14 protein-coding genes are annotated in these 16,055 nt (G+C 43.8%); 2 read left to right on the top strand and 12 right to left on the bottom strand.

Features of this window, described 5'->3' with window-relative positions; all coding sequences use genetic code 11:
• Positions 1–11: 11 nt before the first annotated feature.
• The 3 genes from CHL1_RS05870 to CHL1_RS05860 form a co-directional block, all read right to left on the bottom strand.
• Positions 12–494 carry a nucleoside-diphosphate kinase gene (locus CHL1_RS05870; RefSeq protein ID WP_250935233.1) on the bottom strand — a complete coding sequence of 161 codons (483 nt, stop codon included), beginning with the start codon at positions 492–494 and terminating at the stop codon, positions 12–14.
• A 174-nt stretch (positions 495–668) separates the two neighbouring features.
• Positions 669–2,339 carry a formate--tetrahydrofolate ligase gene (locus CHL1_RS05865; protein WP_070369783.1) on the bottom strand — a complete coding sequence of 557 codons (1,671 nt, stop codon included), beginning with the start codon at positions 2,337–2,339 and terminating at the stop codon, positions 669–671.
• A 158-nt stretch (positions 2,340–2,497) separates the two neighbouring features.
• Complete coding sequence (locus CHL1_RS05860; protein ID WP_250935231.1) at positions 2,498–3,826, bottom strand: aminomethyl transferase family protein; 1,329 nt, start codon at positions 3,824–3,826, stop codon at positions 2,498–2,500.
• A 156-nt stretch (positions 3,827–3,982) separates the two neighbouring features.
• On the opposite strand from CHL1_RS05860, the gene CHL1_RS05855 reads away from it, so the two are divergent.
• Positions 3,983–5,401 carry a CdaR family protein gene (locus CHL1_RS05855; RefSeq protein WP_250935229.1) on the top strand — a complete coding sequence of 473 codons (1,419 nt, stop codon included), beginning with the start codon at positions 3,983–3,985 and terminating at the stop codon, positions 5,399–5,401.
• On the top strand, positions 5,371–5,508 hold the full coding sequence (locus CHL1_RS18485; protein WP_420840493.1) for a helix-turn-helix domain-containing protein: 138 nt from the start codon (positions 5,371–5,373) through the stop codon (positions 5,506–5,508). Before CHL1_RS05855 ends, CHL1_RS18485 begins: the two co-directional genes overlap by 31 nt.
• Positions 5,509–5,596: 88 nt before the next feature.
• On the opposite strand, the gene CHL1_RS05850 is transcribed toward CHL1_RS18485, so the two are convergent.
• The 9 genes from CHL1_RS05850 to CHL1_RS05810 all read right to left on the bottom strand — a co-directional run bounded on the left by CHL1_RS05850 (position 5,597) and on the right by CHL1_RS05810 (position 15,950).
• Positions 5,597–6,541: an NmrA family NAD(P)-binding protein gene (locus CHL1_RS05850; RefSeq protein ID WP_070369780.1), complete on the bottom strand. Its 945-nt coding sequence runs from the start codon at positions 6,539–6,541 to the stop codon at positions 5,597–5,599.
• Between the two features lie 116 nt (positions 6,542–6,657).
• Positions 6,658–8,586, bottom strand: a complete 1,929-nt coding sequence (locus CHL1_RS05845) for an oxidoreductase (RefSeq protein ID WP_250935218.1) — start codon at positions 8,584–8,586, stop codon at positions 6,658–6,660.
• Entirely contained in the window at positions 8,510–8,707 is a 198-nt protein-coding gene (locus CHL1_RS05840; RefSeq protein WP_250935217.1) for a hypothetical protein, read from the bottom strand. The genes CHL1_RS05845 and CHL1_RS05840 overlap by 77 nt, the downstream gene beginning before the upstream one ends.
• Before the next feature lie 135 nt (positions 8,708–8,842).
• The gene (locus CHL1_RS05835; protein WP_070369778.1) at positions 8,843–9,727 is read right to left on the bottom strand and encodes a LysR family transcriptional regulator; all 885 of its coding nucleotides are present in this window, start codon (positions 9,725–9,727) and stop codon (positions 8,843–8,845) included.
• The gene (locus tag CHL1_RS05830) at positions 9,724–10,623 is read right to left on the bottom strand and encodes a LysR family transcriptional regulator (RefSeq protein ID WP_070369777.1); all 900 of its coding nucleotides are present in this window, start codon (positions 10,621–10,623) and stop codon (positions 9,724–9,726) included. The genes CHL1_RS05835 and CHL1_RS05830 overlap by 4 nt, the downstream gene beginning before the upstream one ends.
• Before the next feature lie 240 nt (positions 10,624–10,863).
• A complete protein-coding gene (locus CHL1_RS05825; RefSeq protein WP_070369776.1) occupies positions 10,864–13,173 on the bottom strand; it encodes a methyl-accepting chemotaxis protein in 2,310 nt (769 codons plus the stop codon).
• Positions 13,174–13,460: 287 nt separating this feature from the next.
• Positions 13,461–14,090 (bottom strand): corrinoid protein, encoded by a 630-nt coding sequence (locus CHL1_RS05820; RefSeq protein WP_070369775.1) that lies wholly within the window; start codon positions 14,088–14,090, stop codon positions 13,461–13,463.
• 41 nt (positions 14,091–14,131) lie between these two features.
• On the bottom strand, positions 14,132–14,929 hold the full coding sequence (locus CHL1_RS05815) for a methyltetrahydrofolate cobalamin methyltransferase (RefSeq protein ID WP_250935215.1): 798 nt from the start codon (positions 14,927–14,929) through the stop codon (positions 14,132–14,134).
• Positions 14,930–14,963: 34 nt separating this feature from the next.
• Positions 14,964–15,950: a uroporphyrinogen decarboxylase family protein gene (locus CHL1_RS05810; protein ID WP_070369773.1), complete on the bottom strand. Its 987-nt coding sequence runs from the start codon at positions 15,948–15,950 to the stop codon at positions 14,964–14,966.
• Positions 15,951–16,055: the final 105 nt, after the last annotated feature.

Genomic DNA, 16,055 nt, shown 5'->3' with positions numbered 1-16,055 from the left:
ATTTACTTACACTAACTGGCATTTAGATCGATCGCTACATCCAGCGCTTCGCCAAACCACAGCTTCGCTTCTTCCCGCAACGATGCTTCTGAATCGCTGCAGTGCAGCAGGTTATTGCAGCTGCGGTTTTCAAGGTTGGCTGCTTCCAGGGTGTCATATCCATAATCGCCTCGGATAGTGCCCTTTTCCGCTTTTGACGGATCAGTTGCTCCGGTGAGCGCCCGGGAGTTCGCAATGGCAGCTGAACCTTCATGAGACAACAGGATTGGGATCATTCCTCTACCGACATAACTGCTGATCACAGCCGCCTTAAAGCTTTCCCCGAACCGCTTAATGACTTCCTGATAATGTGCCAGAATCAGCTGTTCATCGACATTGCGATAACCGATCTTTTCAATCGAAAATCCTTCATTCCTAAAGCGCTGGCTAATTGTTTCAACCAGTTCCCGTTCCAATGCATCTGGTTTCATAATGATAAAAGCATACGTTTTCATTCCTTTATCTTTCCTTTCGATAAATAGAGCCCATCTCAAAAGCTTCTCATTTTTCAACAAAAATTTTCTGAAGATGGGCCTGGAAGTTAAAATTTCTAAATTATTTGTATGAATGTACTTGTTATTTTAGTGTTTTGTTGTTTTTTCAATGGGGCTTTAATGTTTCATAGGGTATTAGGATAACCCGATGATTTCGCCGTCTTCGGTAATATCCATACCGTTGGCTGCTGGCACTTTGGGAAGACCCGGCATGGTCATGATGGCACCGGTGATGGCAACCACAAATCCGGCGCCGGCAGAGAGACGGACTTCTTTGACATGGATGTTGAAATTGCGCGGTGCTCCCAACAGGGCGGCATCATCCGAGAACGAGTACTGGGTTTTTGCCATACAAACCGGCAGGTGATCAAAGCCCAGAGCGGCAATTTCGTCCAGCTGTTGCTTGGCTTCCAGGGTGTATTCCACCCCATCGGCCCGGTAGATCTCTTTGGCAATGGTTTCAATCTTATCTTCAAGGGGCAGTTCCAGGGCATAAAGGGGTTTGTAAGGTGCCACATTCTGATCACAGAGTCTGACCACTTCCTCGGCCAGCTCCACCCCGCCTTTGCCCCCCTGAGAGAAGACGTCGGACAAGATCACTTTTACACCCTTATCTTCGCAGGCTTTTTTAACGGCGTCAAATTCGGCAGCCGTATCAGTTGGGAACTTATTGAGCGCCACCACCACTGGTACTTCAAACTTCTTTAAATTATCCAGATGCTGAACAATGTTGGCCGTTCCCGCTTCAACTGCTTTGACATTTTCTTTGGACAATTCCGCTTTTTCCACACCGCCATTCATTTTCAGCGCCCGGACAGTGGCAACGATGACCACGGCACTGGGGCTGATGCCGGCATAACGGCATTTAATATCAAAGAACTTTTCAGCTCCCAAATCAGCGCCGAAGCCAGCTTCGGTTACCACGTAATCGGCCAATTTTAAAGCTGTTTTAGTGGCCAGGACTGAGTTACAGCCGTGGGCGATATTGGCAAACGGTCCGCCATGAATAAAGGCTGGGGTATTTTCCAGGGTTTGCACCAGATTAGGTTTGATGGCATCTTTTAACAGCAGAGCCATGGCGCCGGTGGCTTCCAGATCACTTGCAGTCACCGCTTTGCCAGCGGTATTGTAGGCGACGATCATCCGGCCCAGACGTTCTTTCAAATCGGTCAGACTGGAGGCCAGACAGAGAATCGCCATAATTTCTGAAGCCACGGTAATGTCGTAGCCGGTTTCCCGTTCAACGCCGTTGGCGCGACTGCCTTGGCCGACGGTAATTTTTCGCAGGGCCCGGTCATTCATGTCCACTACCCGTCGCCAGACAATCCGGTCCATGTCAATGTTTAAGGCATTTCCCTGATGGAGGTGATTATCCAGCAGCGCCGCCAGCAGGCTGTGGGCTGAGGTAATGGCATGAAAGTCGCCGGTAAAATGCAGGTTGATGTCATCCATCGGGACCACCTGGGCGTATCCCCCACCTGCAGCCCCGCCTTTGACCCCAAAGCAGGGTCCCAAAGATGGTTCTCTTAAAGTAGTGATGGTTTTCTTGCCAATGTAATTCAGTGCCATGGACAGACCCACGTTGGTGGTTGTCTTACCTTCCCCGGCTGGGGTCGGGTTGATGGCCGTTACCAGAATCAGTTTACCATCCGGCTTATCCTGATTGTCCTTTAACACCGAAAGGGATACCTTCGCCTTGTGGTTGCCATAAAGCTCCAGATCATTGGCATTTATTCCCAATTTCTCAGCCACTTCTGAAATTGGCTTCAGATTGGCTTCCTGGGCGATTTGTACGTCAGTTTTCATTTTTAATAATTCTCCTTTTTTCAATAATTTCCACGTTTACTAATTCATTCTCATTTAGTATAAAACGCGTTTATCTTAAAATTTTGCAACAAACGCGTTTTATAACTGACTTTATTAATTTTTTATCAGATGATTTTAGTATTCTTCTTTATAATAGATTATTTGTTATATCTCGGAATTTCGTTCACATCAATTTCTTTATTGTTTTCCAGATTCATATAAGGCGAACGGGCAACCGTCACCCGGATTTCTTTTTGCGGTTTTCCCGGTGTTCCCCAGACAACCTTCAATTCTTTTCCTTCAACGGCATATTCCGGCTTGATAAAGGCCAGCGAAATCATCCGCTGATAGTAATAACTATTCAATCGACCGCTGGAAATACCAATTTCACGGCCGTCAGCCAGAACCTTATCAGCGTGGTAATACATCGAAAAACCGCTGTTGTAATACATATCCATCGGGCGGTCGTCCATGGTTTCAAAAGGTTCAACGTCCTGACCTCTGAACTGTGAAGCAAAGATTTCGCCCAGGTCATCGGGATTCCATTCCAGGGTCACCATGGTTCTGGTCGGGTTTTTGGCAATTTCTTCCAATGCCGCCTTGCCCGGGAAGTCATGATCAAACTTGATCAGATATTCCCAGCCGACATCATAGGGGGTGACAAAACGGGTCGTTAAATCATCACCCACGCTGCCAACCAGGGCTCTATTCAGATTAAAAAAGCCTTCCATCGGTCTTGCGGCCATATACTCTTTTAGGCCTTCCGTTTCAAACCAGGGCAATGGATAATGCATATTGATATTCGGGAAACCGGCTTCAGTATGGTTCATGGTATAACCAACCTGTCCCAGCTTTTTGGCGTCAAAGGTTTTAGCCACTTCCCAGATACAGTCATAAACCGCTTCTGAATTTTTCGTATCGCCATGAATTTCGTAGCCCAGGGTGCCGGCCATGCCCAGTCTGAGAATGCGTACATCGATCCCGGCAATTTTTGCCATCCGATGTTTGGTAAAGGCTATATCATGGAGATCGCTTTGAGAAGCCTGTTCCAGAATTTCCAGAGATTTTGGTCCAGCCAGCTGGAAGAAAAACTCTTTACCCGACAAATCAACGCCTTCAACATCCATCTCAGTAACCGATACATAATATCCCACCACCGGGTTAAGCCAGTAGGTTCGGAAGTGATTTTCGGCAATCATCATGACTACTCCGTCAGTCAGAATGAAACCCTGGTCATTACATAGAACGGCATGGCGGATGCTGCCTGGTTTCATCTTTAAAAAGCTGTTGATGCAGATGGAGGTCAGGAATTTTGCCGCATCCGGTCCTTTAACATCATAAATTGGTGAACTATTCAATGTTGTCCCAAACCAGGCGGTAGATTTTGATGCCAAAATTTCATTTTTATACCCGGTGTACTCATAAGGTATCAGATTCCCTCCCTGGTTAAACAGCGTAAACGCATCGCGATTAATTGAATTTAACATTTTATTTCTCCTTTTGATTAAGAAGTGATAATGAAATCCTTCTCAATATTTATTTGTCCTTATTATATTTAACTTGCACTTTAAAGTCATTGTCCATATAATAAAAAAATAATCATTATTATTATACAAACTTGTATAAGATGAAAGGAGTTCCTGATGAAACTGAGCATTGATATTGTATTTGAACAGCTCGCCTGGCCGGACGCTGCATTAATTTCAGGCAAAACCATTCAATTAAACCTCTCCGGAATCCGCTTTTATCGCCCTGAGGGTGGTTGTGACCTGAGTGAGGAATTGCTCTATCTCAGCGATGCAAAACAATTAGCTGACCTGCAATCGCCAAAATCATTGTCCTTTATCTGTCTGGGTCCGATTGACGAAGCCCTGCTCGACCCCCATTGGTCGGTTATCATCATACCTTCGCAAACCGATGCCGGTGAGCTGTTTGACGCGGTTCAGGCGATTTTTGACCGCTATCAACGATGGCTGGAACACATTAACGAAGCGATTTTTAACGGCCAGACGCTCCAGGCCATCCTGGACGAAGCCTGCCGGTATCTTAAAAACCCGGCGGCCTTGTTTGACGATTCCCAGGGGCTGCTGATGCGCACCAGTAACATGAATCTGGATAAATTGGATGCGATCTGGGCTCACGTTCTGGAAAAAGGCTATTCTTTAAAAGAGGTTGACAGTATCAATCTCAGCGAAAAGTTCAGAACCCAGCACCAGCCCTTTTATTATCAGTCCCCGGATACGTTTGGAAACATCAAACGCCTGATTGCGCCGATTCTTGTCAATGGCCAGCTGTTCGGATCACTGGCGATGACGGAACTGATCAGTCCGCTGACAAAGTCCGAATATGCCAACCTGTGGCTGGCTCAGCAAATAATCGAAAATGCCCTAAAGGTGAATGACGAATTTTGCAAAAATCTGGAAACCCCCTGGTATCTCTACCGTTTGATTAAAGAAAAATACGTCGATCCCCATATCCTCGCCCATCATTTAGGTTTAAAAGACCGCAAGATCGCGGAACCTTATGCCTTATGGTGCTTTAGCCCTGCCGGAAAAATTATTGATTCGGATTTCAGCACTCAGGGTTACTCTAATCAGCTTTCCCGATTGTTTAAAGATCAGCTGATTTTTTTGTTTGAGTCACTGATTCTCGTCTGTGATTACAATCTCGAACCTGAAAATAAAAAACAGTTCCATGAGCTGATTCTGGATTTCTTAGCCAAACGCGAATTCAAAGCGACGAAGAGTATGGTTTTTAATGATATCTATGAAATTAATCTGGCCTATCTGCAGTGTCAGATAGCCAACGAATACGCCAATGATGCTGCTTGTGAAATTATCTGTTTTAATGACATTTATGCCGATCATATTTTAACGGTTCTTGATCGCCACACCAAACTCGATGTGCTCATTGTCCCCCAGCTTAAAAGCTTGAATCAGCAGGATCCCTATACCCACGAGTTGCTTTTATGTCTTAGAGCCTATATTGCCAACGGCAAAAACATTACCGCGGTACCGCTGATTCACTCAAGATCCATCGCCACACCGTGGTTTATCGTTTAAAAAACATTCAAAAGCTCACGGGTCTGAATTATGAGATGCTCCAGGACGACATGATGTTTCAATTGTTTTTGTCCTGTGGAATTTTATTGCGAAATGTACCGCAATAAGAAATCATTTGTATTCCTTTTATAAAGACAAACAAAAAACAGCATCTCCATTAATTGGATAATGCTGTTTTTTTCTTTTCTAACTTTGTTAATTTTCAGTTGAGGTTCGGCTACCAATCCGGTGATTTTCCAGATCCTCGAAGATTTCCCGGACTGATAATGGTTTTCTGCCAATCAGCATTTCTACATCCTTGGAGCAGGCGTTCATCTGTTCCAAGCGGATGGCCCGGCCAAAGGTCACCATCCCATCGGAACAGAAGGGAAAGTTCTTGGCTGTTTCGGCCCATTCACCTTCGGTATTTCTCGGCACACCAATAGAATCGAAGAAGGCGTACATCTCGTCGTCAGTCAATTCCTGATAGGTAACCGTTTTGCCGGTGACTTCGCTGCCGATTTTACAGAATTCGGTAATGGTCATCGCTTCCGGTCCACTGATATCGTAGATGGTATTGTTTTCGCCAGCCCCGGCCGCCACACAGGCAGCGACTTCGGCACAATCATCCCGTGAAATGAAGGCCATGTGCCCATTGCCCATGTTAGTGGCCATTACACCGTTTTCGGCGGCACTTTGTTCAAACACCGATACCATTGCCTCGGCATACTGGGAATCCCGTAAGATGATCCAGTCAATATCAAGGCTTTTCAGGTAAGCTTCGGTGATTTTATGATCTGAAACTTCATAGGTATCACAGTCTTCTTCGCCGGCACCGACAATGGAGGTATAAACAATTTTTTTCACACCCGCTTCAACGGCAGCATCAATCGCGTTCTTGTGAGCAGTTCTTCGGCGCTCACCAACAAAAGGCATAGAGATTAGCAGTAGTACCTCTCCCCCTGCAAAGGCTTTTAATAATGTCTCTTTATTAAATATATCCGCATATCGGGTCTCGACGCCCTGCTCTTGATACTGTTTAATCACATCTTTGTTTGGGGTTGTAAAGATCAGCTGGTCTTTCGGCACTTTTTTTAAAATACTGCGCGCAGAATAACCGCCAAAATTACCGTCTACACCGGTCATTATTATTTTTCCCATTAATTCGTTTCTCCTTGTTTGTTATTTATCTAACTAAGACAAGTATAACGAATCTCTGACCAAAAAGATAATTCAAAGAAGCAAAGATGATAATCAGGTTTACTTATGATGTTATATCAATAACGTCCGATATCCCGGGCAATGGTATAGGCGGTGGCATTGGCCGTATAAACATTTTTAGGTTCAACACAATCGCCAAGTTCAAAGAATAATGGTGCGCAGTTTCTCAATTCATTTGACTGGTCTCGCAGTGGTTTCTGCCCAAGCGCATAGATCACCGTGTCCGCTTCATAAAGGCTTTGTTTGCCAATTTCGTAGTGTTGATTCAAACTGGCCTGGGTCACAGCCGATACCAACATTCCTTTTGTAATGGTATCGCAGCATTGTTCTTCTGAAAATGAGTCACCAACAAACTCACCAATGACACCTTTTTCAGTGATCTCGACAGCTTTGGTTGAAGTCACTACCACGATTTGATACTTCAGGATTTCATTGTTAATGGCCATTGAATGAATGACATTGTTTGAAAAGTTCAAACGGTTGGACATTTCGATAATGGTCACTTTTTTCCCTAGCTGTGAAAGATAAATGGCCAGTTCAATCCCGGATAATCCGCCACCTAGAACAACTGCTTTTTCGCCAACTTTCTCGGCCTCCAGATATCCCGCATCTGCATCCATAACGTTTTTGCCGTTAATTCCAGGGATATTGGGCATCACTGCTTTTGCGCCCAAGGCAGCAATGATAACATCTGGTTTTAAGACTTTAGCTAATTCCGGCGTGACTTCGGTATTCATACGCAAATCAATTTCCGCTTCTTCTATCAGCGCACTTTGTGAATCCAGATATTGCTGCATATTCTGCTTGAAAGGCACTTTTTTCTCACAACGCAAAGCACCGCCTAATTCATTTGACTTTTCACAAAGAATAACTTCATGACCGTGTTCATAAGCAGTCAGAGCCGCTTGCATACCACCGATGCCGCCCCCGGCAATCAATACTTTTTTCTTCTTTTGAGGCAATACCTGATTGTATTTTACTTCCCGTTCAAAACCAATTTCTGGGTTGATTGCGCAAATGCTTGTTAACTTTGTGAAGTGCGCCGAGAAACATTCAAAGCAACGAATGCATTTGCGAATTTTTTTCTCCTGTCCCATTTGGGCTTTAATAGGGGTGTCCGGATCAGCCATCAATTGACGGCACAACATCACCACATCGGCTTTTCCTGAAGCAATGATCTCTTCCAACAGCTCCGGTTCAGCCAATGCACCTACCGTTGCAATTTTAGAATGACGGATGACTTTTTTCACTGCCGCCGCATATTTTACATTGGCACCGTCATCTAAAAACATACTGGGGGAAGTGATGGTAAACACCGAAGTTTCTTCGTGAGCGCCTACCGAAACGTTGATCAGATCCGCATGCCCATCTAATTGTTTGGCAATCTCAACGCCGTAGTCAATGTCATAACCGCCTTCAAAAAGCTCTGCTCCGCTGATCCGAACACAAACCGGAAAATCACGACCGCATTTTTTCTTGATATCGGCAATGGCCGCATTAACAAAGCGAGCCCGATTTTCCATGGAACCACCCCACTGATCCCGTCGGTTGTTATGGGGTCCAAGAAACTGGTTGAACATCCAGCCATGACCGGCATGGATAGTTACCATCCCAAAACCGCAGTGTTTGGCGGTTTGTGCCGCATCGCCAAATTTCTTGATGATTTCAAAAATAACTTCTTCCGGCATTTGGGGAATCTCCATCCCTAAACCATTAACCGAATCAAAGGCACCAAAAATCTCATTTCCCAGACCAAACTTGCTGTGATACGAATTTGCCCCACAGTGTTGGAGTTCAATATCGGCAACAGCGCCGTGTCTGCTGATACATTGAGAAAGTCTGTATAAAGGCGACAAAGCGGTGGGATCATCCAGTCTGATGGTCGGACCGATGGCACCTCTGGCATTATCAGCCATTGCTGAACCAATGCTGACGGTGGCCGCCTCCGCCCTGAGCCTTTCTTTCAAAATAAGCGATAAATTCATCCCCCGGATGCAATCGCTCGTCGGGATAGTATTCCAACCCAATTGGCGCTGCAAAAATCCGGTTTCTAAACTGTCTGTTTCCCAGTACTACTGGCGAAAATAATTGTTCAAATTTTTTCATTAAATCTCTGCCTTTCAAAATAAAATAATAGCATTCAACGCTTCTATCGTAATTAAAATTAACACTGTTGTCTAACGATTAAAAAGCCTGATGCTTATGCTAAAAATGCATAAGTACCAGGCTTTTGTGACCTCTTTAATTTTTGTCTCGCGCTGTATTGAGGAATGCGTTAAGACAAGGATTTTTATTCGCCTGATTCCAGGCAAATTCAATGTTATATTGATGATGCGTCTGATTAATTTTCAAAAACGTGATCGTCTGATATTTTTTCGTCAGCCCATCTGAATCAGGATAGAAAGAAATGCCCCTTCCCAATTCAGTTAACAGTAACTGGGTTTCAAACGAATCGACTTCAATGACTATCGGATCAAAACCATCCTGACGACAGCAATCCAGAATATAATCATAATGCTTCTGAAAGCTTTCCCTTTTGGGCACAATAATTTTCTCATTTCTAAGTTCAGTTGCTTCAATCGATTCTCGTCCTGCAAACCGATGAAATGGCCCCACACCAACTTTTACATTATATTGACAGACATTTAATGAATTGATTCCTTTTTCATCCTGCAGTTCTGCTTTAAAGACCGAAATAATATCCAAAGTGCCATCGTTGATTTGGGTCAGCAATTGTGCCGGTGTACTTTGTTGCAGAACGATTTCGACACTTTGATTTTTTTGCTGATATCGTTTTAATACTCCAGTCACATACTCAAAGCCCAGATCATTAGAAAAGCCCACTTTTAAGACATTGTTTTCTTTGTAACTTAAACGCACGCCATCTTCAACCGCTTTATCGTATAATTTCAGTATCGATTTCACACTGGTTAAATAATCGCTACCCGCTGGAGTGAGCTGAACTTTTGTGGTGCAACTTTCAAAAAGTGCAAAACCAATCTCTTTTTCCAATTGTTTGATGGCGCGACTGATGGTCGTTTGTGAAACAAACTGGCGTTTTCCAGCTTCAGTGAAATTTAAAGTTTCAGATAATGCGATAAAATACTCCAGGGTTTGTCGATTCAAGCACTTGCTCCCTCCTTACTCTTTTTAATAATCAATTGCATAAATTCATCAATGAGGGGATTATCATCATTCTTATTTCGGGCCATGCAAAATTCTGAATGATGATGGGTTTCGATCAGTTTTATCCGGTGAATCCCAGAAGCTTCGGTTAGCACTTCCTCAGAAATAATGGCAATTCCTTTATTGGCACTGACCAATAAAATCATCTCATCAAAATTATCAACCTCTTTAATAACATTCGGTTCAAAACCGTCCTGTTCGCAGCTCCTGAAAAAAGAGTCATGATACTTGGGTCCATAGGTTTTTGAAAAAATAATCAGCTTCTCAGATTTCAATTCATTGCCATAGATTTCATAACGATCGTGCCAGGGATGACTGGTCGAGACAATGACACATAGGGTGCTGGTGAATAAGGTGGTGATCTCGATCTGGGGATAGGTCTGAATTTCATTGGCCAGTCCGAACATGATATCAATTTCGTTATTTCTTATTTTTTCAGATAATTTTCTAAAGCTGAGTTCATACAGTTCCAGATTCACTTCCGGGTGACGGGCGACAAATTTACTTAACACCTCCGGCAAAAAACGTTTTTCAACCGGACCGGATACGCCGATTCGCAATGATCCTGAAAACCCATTTTTTAAGGCCTTGGCCTTTATTACTGCTTGTTCGTAATCCTCAATGATCCGCTTGCTGGCTTCATAAAAAGCTTTGCCGGCCAAGGTTAAGGTCGGACGATAACCGGATCGGTCAAACAATTGAAAATCCAGTTCCTGTTCCATAGCGGCCATCTGTTGGCTCATGGCCGTCTGGGAGACAAAGCATTCCTGAGCCGCTTTGGTAAAACTGCCGTGCTCAACCGCTGCTATAAAATACTCCAATTTTCTGAAATCCATTTTTCCACCTCGCTGGGATGATCATTCATCATTGCATTCTTTGCTCCAATTTTATCATTCGTTTGTTTTCCACACAACGCTAAATTTATGAAGCATCTGGTTTTGCTTCAATTCAATCATAGATTGCGATTTTTCTGCTATTCCAATAGCGAACTGGCAACAATTATAAGTTTACAGAATAAAAAAGCTATCTGTGCTTTGTCTACAGGCAGACAAAGCACAGATAACTTTTATTGATTTTTATTTTCTTAAGGTAAACTGATGGATGGTTTCTTTTAATAATTCCGCCTGGCTGGAAAGTTCTTCGCTGGCAGCGGCACTCTCCTCCGAGGTTGCTGAGTTTTGCTGAACCACCTGGGCTACCTGGTCAATACCCGCATTAATCTGGGCGATCCCCGTTGCCTGATCATTTGATGCCAAGGCGATGTTCCCCATCAGATCAGTGATTTCGCTAATCCCGCTGACAATATCATTAAGCGCCGTTGCGGTTTCATTGGCCATTTGCGTCCCATGTTGAACCTTATTGATGGAACCTTCAATCAGCCGGGTGGTTTCCTTGGCCGCTTCGGCGCTGCGGGCCGCCAGGGTTCGGACCTCTTCTGCCACCACCGCAAAGCCCTTGCCATGAACGCCCGCTCGGGCTGCCTCTACAGCCGCATTTAAAGCCAGAATATTGGTCTGGAAAGCAATGTCGTCAATGACTTTAATGATTTTGGAAATGTCTTTGGACGATTGATTGATATCAATCATGGCGTTTTGCATTTCCGCCATCTGTCCGTTGCCGATATCCGCATTTTCACGAACAACCCCGGTTAGTTCCCGGGCCTTATTGGCATTTTTGGCGTTTTCCCTGGTCTGATCGGTAATTTCAGCGATTGATGCGGTTAGCTCTTCGATGGAACTGGCCTGTTCGGTGGCTCCCTGAGCTAACGACTGACTGCCAGCAGCCACCTGGTTGGCTCCTGAACTGACCTGCAAGGCCGCCGTGTAGATTTCACTTAAGAGCGTATTTAGTGTTTTGATAATCTCATTCAGGGCATTTGAGATCCCGATAAAATCGCCGTTATACGCCTGAATATCGTCAATGTCTAAGTTGCCATTGCCAATTTCCCTAGTCACTGCTGAGATTTCTTCAATAACACTGTTTAATTGTGCAACGGTGCCGTTCACTGATTGTTTCATCTGGTCAAAACCACCTTCGTATTGACCCGTGATGCTGGTTCTCAAATCACCAGTCGAAATGGCATCCATTACTGTCGAAATCTCATCAAAGGGCTTGGCAATCTCCATCAGGATGTTGTTCATCCCGGAAATAATGGTTTGCCATGAGCCTCTAAAACTTGTTTCATCAGCTTTTATCTGCTTTCCTTTAATAATGGAGTCTAACAGCATGTTGGCTTCGCCAATCAGATCCCCAACAGACCTTTTGACTACACCTAAACTCATATTGATTGCCCCAAAATATTCTTTTATTTCATTTGTGTATTGATTACCTTCACCGATCGTCAGATCAAAGTTCAGATCGCCATCGGCTAGAAGCAGAAGGTTTTCTTTGAGCCGTGAAACCTCGGCCTCTGTGTATCGATTGATACTCACCATTGATGTCAGATCCATAGTTATTTCTAGAAAACCGATATTTTTATTTTTTTTGTTGGTGATTAATCGGGAATTCTTTTGCAGGTATGCGCCTAAAAATTCAAAGTCAAAGGTAGTAATGCCGTTATTAACCAACTGATAAATACTGCAGTTTTCCGGACATTCTACGGTATTACAATGTTCCACCCCAAATTCACAGGCTTTTCTGCCATAGGCACCTTCCCGGTTCTCAATAATGCCAGCCTGCAAAAGTTGATTCTCCAGGGTTTTATTAAAAAACAGCCAATGGGAATTGGTATCCAGAATGTGCATGGGATAAGGTATAGCATCCATGGCATTCTCATACAGTTCAATTTTAGCCGAATTTTGAGTGACTATTCTGCTAATATTATCAAGCAGAAACAAGTAGATTCCTGAAAGACCCGCGGCAGCTGGTTTAACATCATCAGGATCCATCATGACGGATAATTTTTTAGTGTCCGCTTCCAGTATGGAGAGGGACTCACCAATTAAAATAAGATTTCTTCCCAATAAGTCATTATTTGATATTGGCAGCGCTTCAAGCGAAAGTTCTCCGGTTGCTAATTGACTTGCTGCATCTGAATATATCTGCATCTTACTTACCAACGCCATAACAACCTGACTTAATTCATCTGGATCATTTTCAATCGCGCTCAATTCAAGGTTTCCCGCGCCGTCTGTGAGGTGTTCCAAAATGCCAGCTATTTTTGATGAACGTTTGTAATATTTTGATGACAGAATAATCAATGAACCTAAATTTAAACATAGACCAATGCCCAAAATTGCCAGGATGATCAGTGGCTGATTAAGCATTGAAGACTCCGGCAAACTATTTTGACTAAAAATAGCTAAAGCCATACAAGTAATCAATAAATAGATCGCAAGAATTGGAATGCCTAATTGAAATATCCATTTTCTTTTGTTATTCTTCATAATTTTTTACCTCGTATCATAATTTTGCTCAGGAAATTTTAACATTTCAATTGGTTGATACAACAGCATCAATTTTGATAAACGTTTTCATTTCCGATGCTTTTAAAAAAGAATCTTATCCACTATAACGAATTTTCTAAAAAAAAGATAATTCAAAAAGGCAAAGCTGTTGATAAGTTTTGGTTATGCTTTTGAACATCGAAAATAGTCAATCTTAAATAGGGGTTTAAGATTAACTATTGACAGTATTTATTAATTTTTGATTATTTTATGGCCAAAACTATCCCTTATGCCCCAATGATTTCCTTAGCCTTGGCTGCCGAGCTTCCGGCATCTGGTGCATAACCATCAGCACCGATTTCGTCAGCATATTCTTGTGTAACAGGGGCACCGCCGACGATGACTTTCATCTCAGGTATTGCCGCTTTAATGGTCTGAACCGCTTCTTTCAAAGCTGGCATGGTTGTAGTCAACAGACCGGAACAGGCAATCAGAACGACATTGTTATTTTCTTTGGCCGCTTCCACAAATCGTTCCGCTGGCACGTCAACACCCAAATCAACCATATCGAAACCAGCACTTTCCAGCATCATCACAACCAGGTTTTTCCCAATATCGTGAAGATCACCGGCAACGGTTCCCATAATACAGGTACCCAAAGAGCTTGAGCCATCGCCAGCCATCACTGGCTTTAACACTTCCACCCCTTTGGACATCGCTTTGGCGGCAATGAGCATTTCTGGGACAAAGATTTCGCCGGATGAGAATTTATCACCAACTACACCCATGGAAGCGATCATCGCGTCCAGGATATCCTGTGCTTTGTCGCCAGCGTCCAATGCTTCCTGAACCGCTGCAGCAACTTTCTTTGATTTACCAGTTTCGACTAATACTTTTACATCTTCTATTTTTGACATGTAGATTTTCTCCTTTTATTTTTGATTTAAATTTAATGCACTTATTTTACAAAAATACCTTCGCGGAAGGCGCCGATGTATTCCATACAATATTCGTCTTCACCCATCATCGCTTCAGTGGCAAAGAGCATTCCCATCATATCCTTGTTGAGCGGAACGAGGATGAAGCTGTCTATGCCAGCACTCATGGCCAATACGGCAAATGCCTGGTTGGCAATCCGGCGGGCGGGCAGGTTAAAGGAAATATTGCTGACCGCACCGGTGACATGGATGGTCGGGTATTGGGCTTTAATGCCACGGATGACTTCGGTGACCATGGTGATGCCATCTTCGGAGGTGCAGAGCATTTCAATCAGGGGATCAATATGCATCCGTGATGGATCGATGTTATATTCTTTGACCTTCACCATCAGATCGGCAAAAACGTCCAGCCGGTCTTTGGCGGTTTTGGGAATCCCCTTGTCGCTGTTAAGCAAGGCCACACATTCCCATTTGGTATCGGCGATGGCTTTAAAAGCCACATCAACCTTGTCACCTTCTAATGAAACGGAATTAAACAGTCCCGGCTTATGACAGTATTTAATGGACTCAATGCAGGTGTAGACGTTGGGACTGTCCACCGCAATCGGCGTGTCCACCGCATTCTGGACAATGTCAATCAGCCATTTCATGGTTTCCAGTTCAATGTCGTCGTCTACTGATGCGCAAACATCGATGAAATCCGCTCCGGCTTCCGCCCGTTTAATCGCCAGATTCTTAATAAATTCGGCATCCTTGGCCGCAATCGCTTTGGCGCTGGAGGGGATGGCGCCGTTAATTTTTTCTCCAATAATGATCATGTTCTTCTCCTTCAGTGATTACTCTTTGCGTAAATTATTTGATATGCTTATATTTTTCAACGGCATCATTAATCGGAAGAATACCTTCCATAAAGCTTTCCGGACCTGCTCCGCTCATCAATCTAAAGCCCATAAATACATAGCTGCCATAAGGGCCATAGGTTTCCATACAACGTTTGACGTCAGCATCAATTTCTTCATTCGTGGCCTCTTCCAGACCAGGACGGCCGTTGGTGTCATAACCGCCAACCACAGCAATTTGGCTGCCGTATTTTTTCAAAATCCCTTCAATATCGTTCATCGGTTGAGCCGATGTCCAGGCAGCCGTACCGATTTCCACATAATCCGGAATGATCTCTTCACATTTCCCGCAGGTGTGAATAAAAGGAATGATTCCATGCGCCTTAATGGCATCATTTAACCGTTTATGATGGGGTTTGATCAGTGACCGATAGGTTCCAGGAGACATAAACAGGCCTCTTTCGGTAGCAATGTCATCATAGCTGGTAATAATATCCGGTTTAAAATGTTTGGCGACTCGTTCAACCAGCTTAATTTTATAATCGGTAATCGCAGCAAACAGTGCGTCGCAGGCTTCCGGCTCTTCCAGCATGGCACAGAGGGCGTTTTCAAAACCCATCAGGTGCGTCAAACGTAAAAACTGTCCATTCCACATCCCATATTCAACCACTCGCTGATCACGGTCAGCTCCAAAAATGCCTGCCTGCATGGCAAGGCTGCCTTCCCAATCGTACTCATCCAAATTTGGGAACTTAACGATATTTTCCCATTTTTCAATATCATCCAGCACGGGTTTACCGCCCGGAACCGGCTGGCCGCCAGCTGATTCCGTAGCATGCCAGGTTACCCCAAAGCCGTCCAGACCACCGCCGGCCGGACCGTTTTCAAAGCTCTCAAAAGCTCCGCCATACATAATGACATCACTCATTTCGTTGGGCACCCACTCTGGTTTTTTGTGTTCAACTGCTGCCAGTAAAAAATTCTCTTTTGGTGTTAACATGATATTTCCTCCTGAATTTAATGGATTTTTACCAATTCAATGGTTATTTTTAATTAAAACCGTTTACATGGTTTAATTATAACGACATTATTACGAAAAGTACAT

Origin of the sequence: Acetobacterium wieringae, assembly GCF_023700225.1 — a bacterium.
Classification (GTDB): Bacteria; Bacillota; Clostridia; order Eubacteriales; family Eubacteriaceae; genus Acetobacterium; species Acetobacterium wieringae.
This window is presented reverse-complemented; position numbering and strand designations above follow the sequence as displayed.

What these genes read in the sequence shown, in the direction of transcription:
- CHL1_RS05870 (WP_250935233.1), bottom strand. Translation starts at nt 494, where the DNA reads ATGAAAACGTATGCTTTTATCATTATGAAACCAGATGCATTGGAACGG.
- CHL1_RS05865 (WP_070369783.1), bottom strand. Translation starts at nt 2,339, where the DNA reads ATGAAAACTGACGTACAAATCGCCCAGGAAGCCAATCTGAAGCCAATT.
- CHL1_RS05860 (WP_250935231.1), bottom strand. Translation starts at nt 3,826, where the DNA reads ATGTTAAATTCAATTAATCGCGATGCGTTTACGCTGTTTAACCAGGGA.
- CHL1_RS05855 (WP_250935229.1), top strand. Translation starts at nt 3,983, where the DNA reads ATGAAACTGAGCATTGATATTGTATTTGAACAGCTCGCCTGGCCGGAC.
- CHL1_RS05850 (WP_070369780.1), bottom strand. Translation starts at nt 6,541, where the DNA reads ATGGGAAAAATAATAATGACCGGTGTAGACGGTAATTTTGGCGGTTAT.
- CHL1_RS05845 (WP_250935218.1), bottom strand. Translation starts at nt 8,586, where the DNA reads ATGAATTTATCGCTTATTTTGAAAGAAAGGCTCAGGGCGGAGGCGGCC.
- CHL1_RS05840 (WP_250935217.1), bottom strand. Translation starts at nt 8,707, where the DNA reads ATGAAAAAATTTGAACAATTATTTTCGCCAGTAGTACTGGGAAACAGA.
- CHL1_RS05830 (WP_070369777.1), bottom strand. Translation starts at nt 10,623, where the DNA reads ATGGATTTCAGAAAATTGGAGTATTTTATAGCAGCGGTTGAGCACGGC.
- CHL1_RS05825 (WP_070369776.1), bottom strand. Translation starts at nt 13,173, where the DNA reads ATGAAGAATAACAAAAGAAAATGGATATTTCAATTAGGCATTCCAATT.
- CHL1_RS05820 (WP_070369775.1), bottom strand. Translation starts at nt 14,090, where the DNA reads ATGTCAAAAATAGAAGATGTAAAAGTATTAGTCGAAACTGGTAAATCA.
- CHL1_RS05815 (WP_250935215.1), bottom strand. Translation starts at nt 14,929, where the DNA reads ATGATCATTATTGGAGAAAAAATTAACGGCGCCATCCCCTCCAGCGCC.
- CHL1_RS05810 (WP_070369773.1), bottom strand. Translation starts at nt 15,950, where the DNA reads ATGTTAACACCAAAAGAGAATTTTTTACTGGCAGCAGTTGAACACAAA.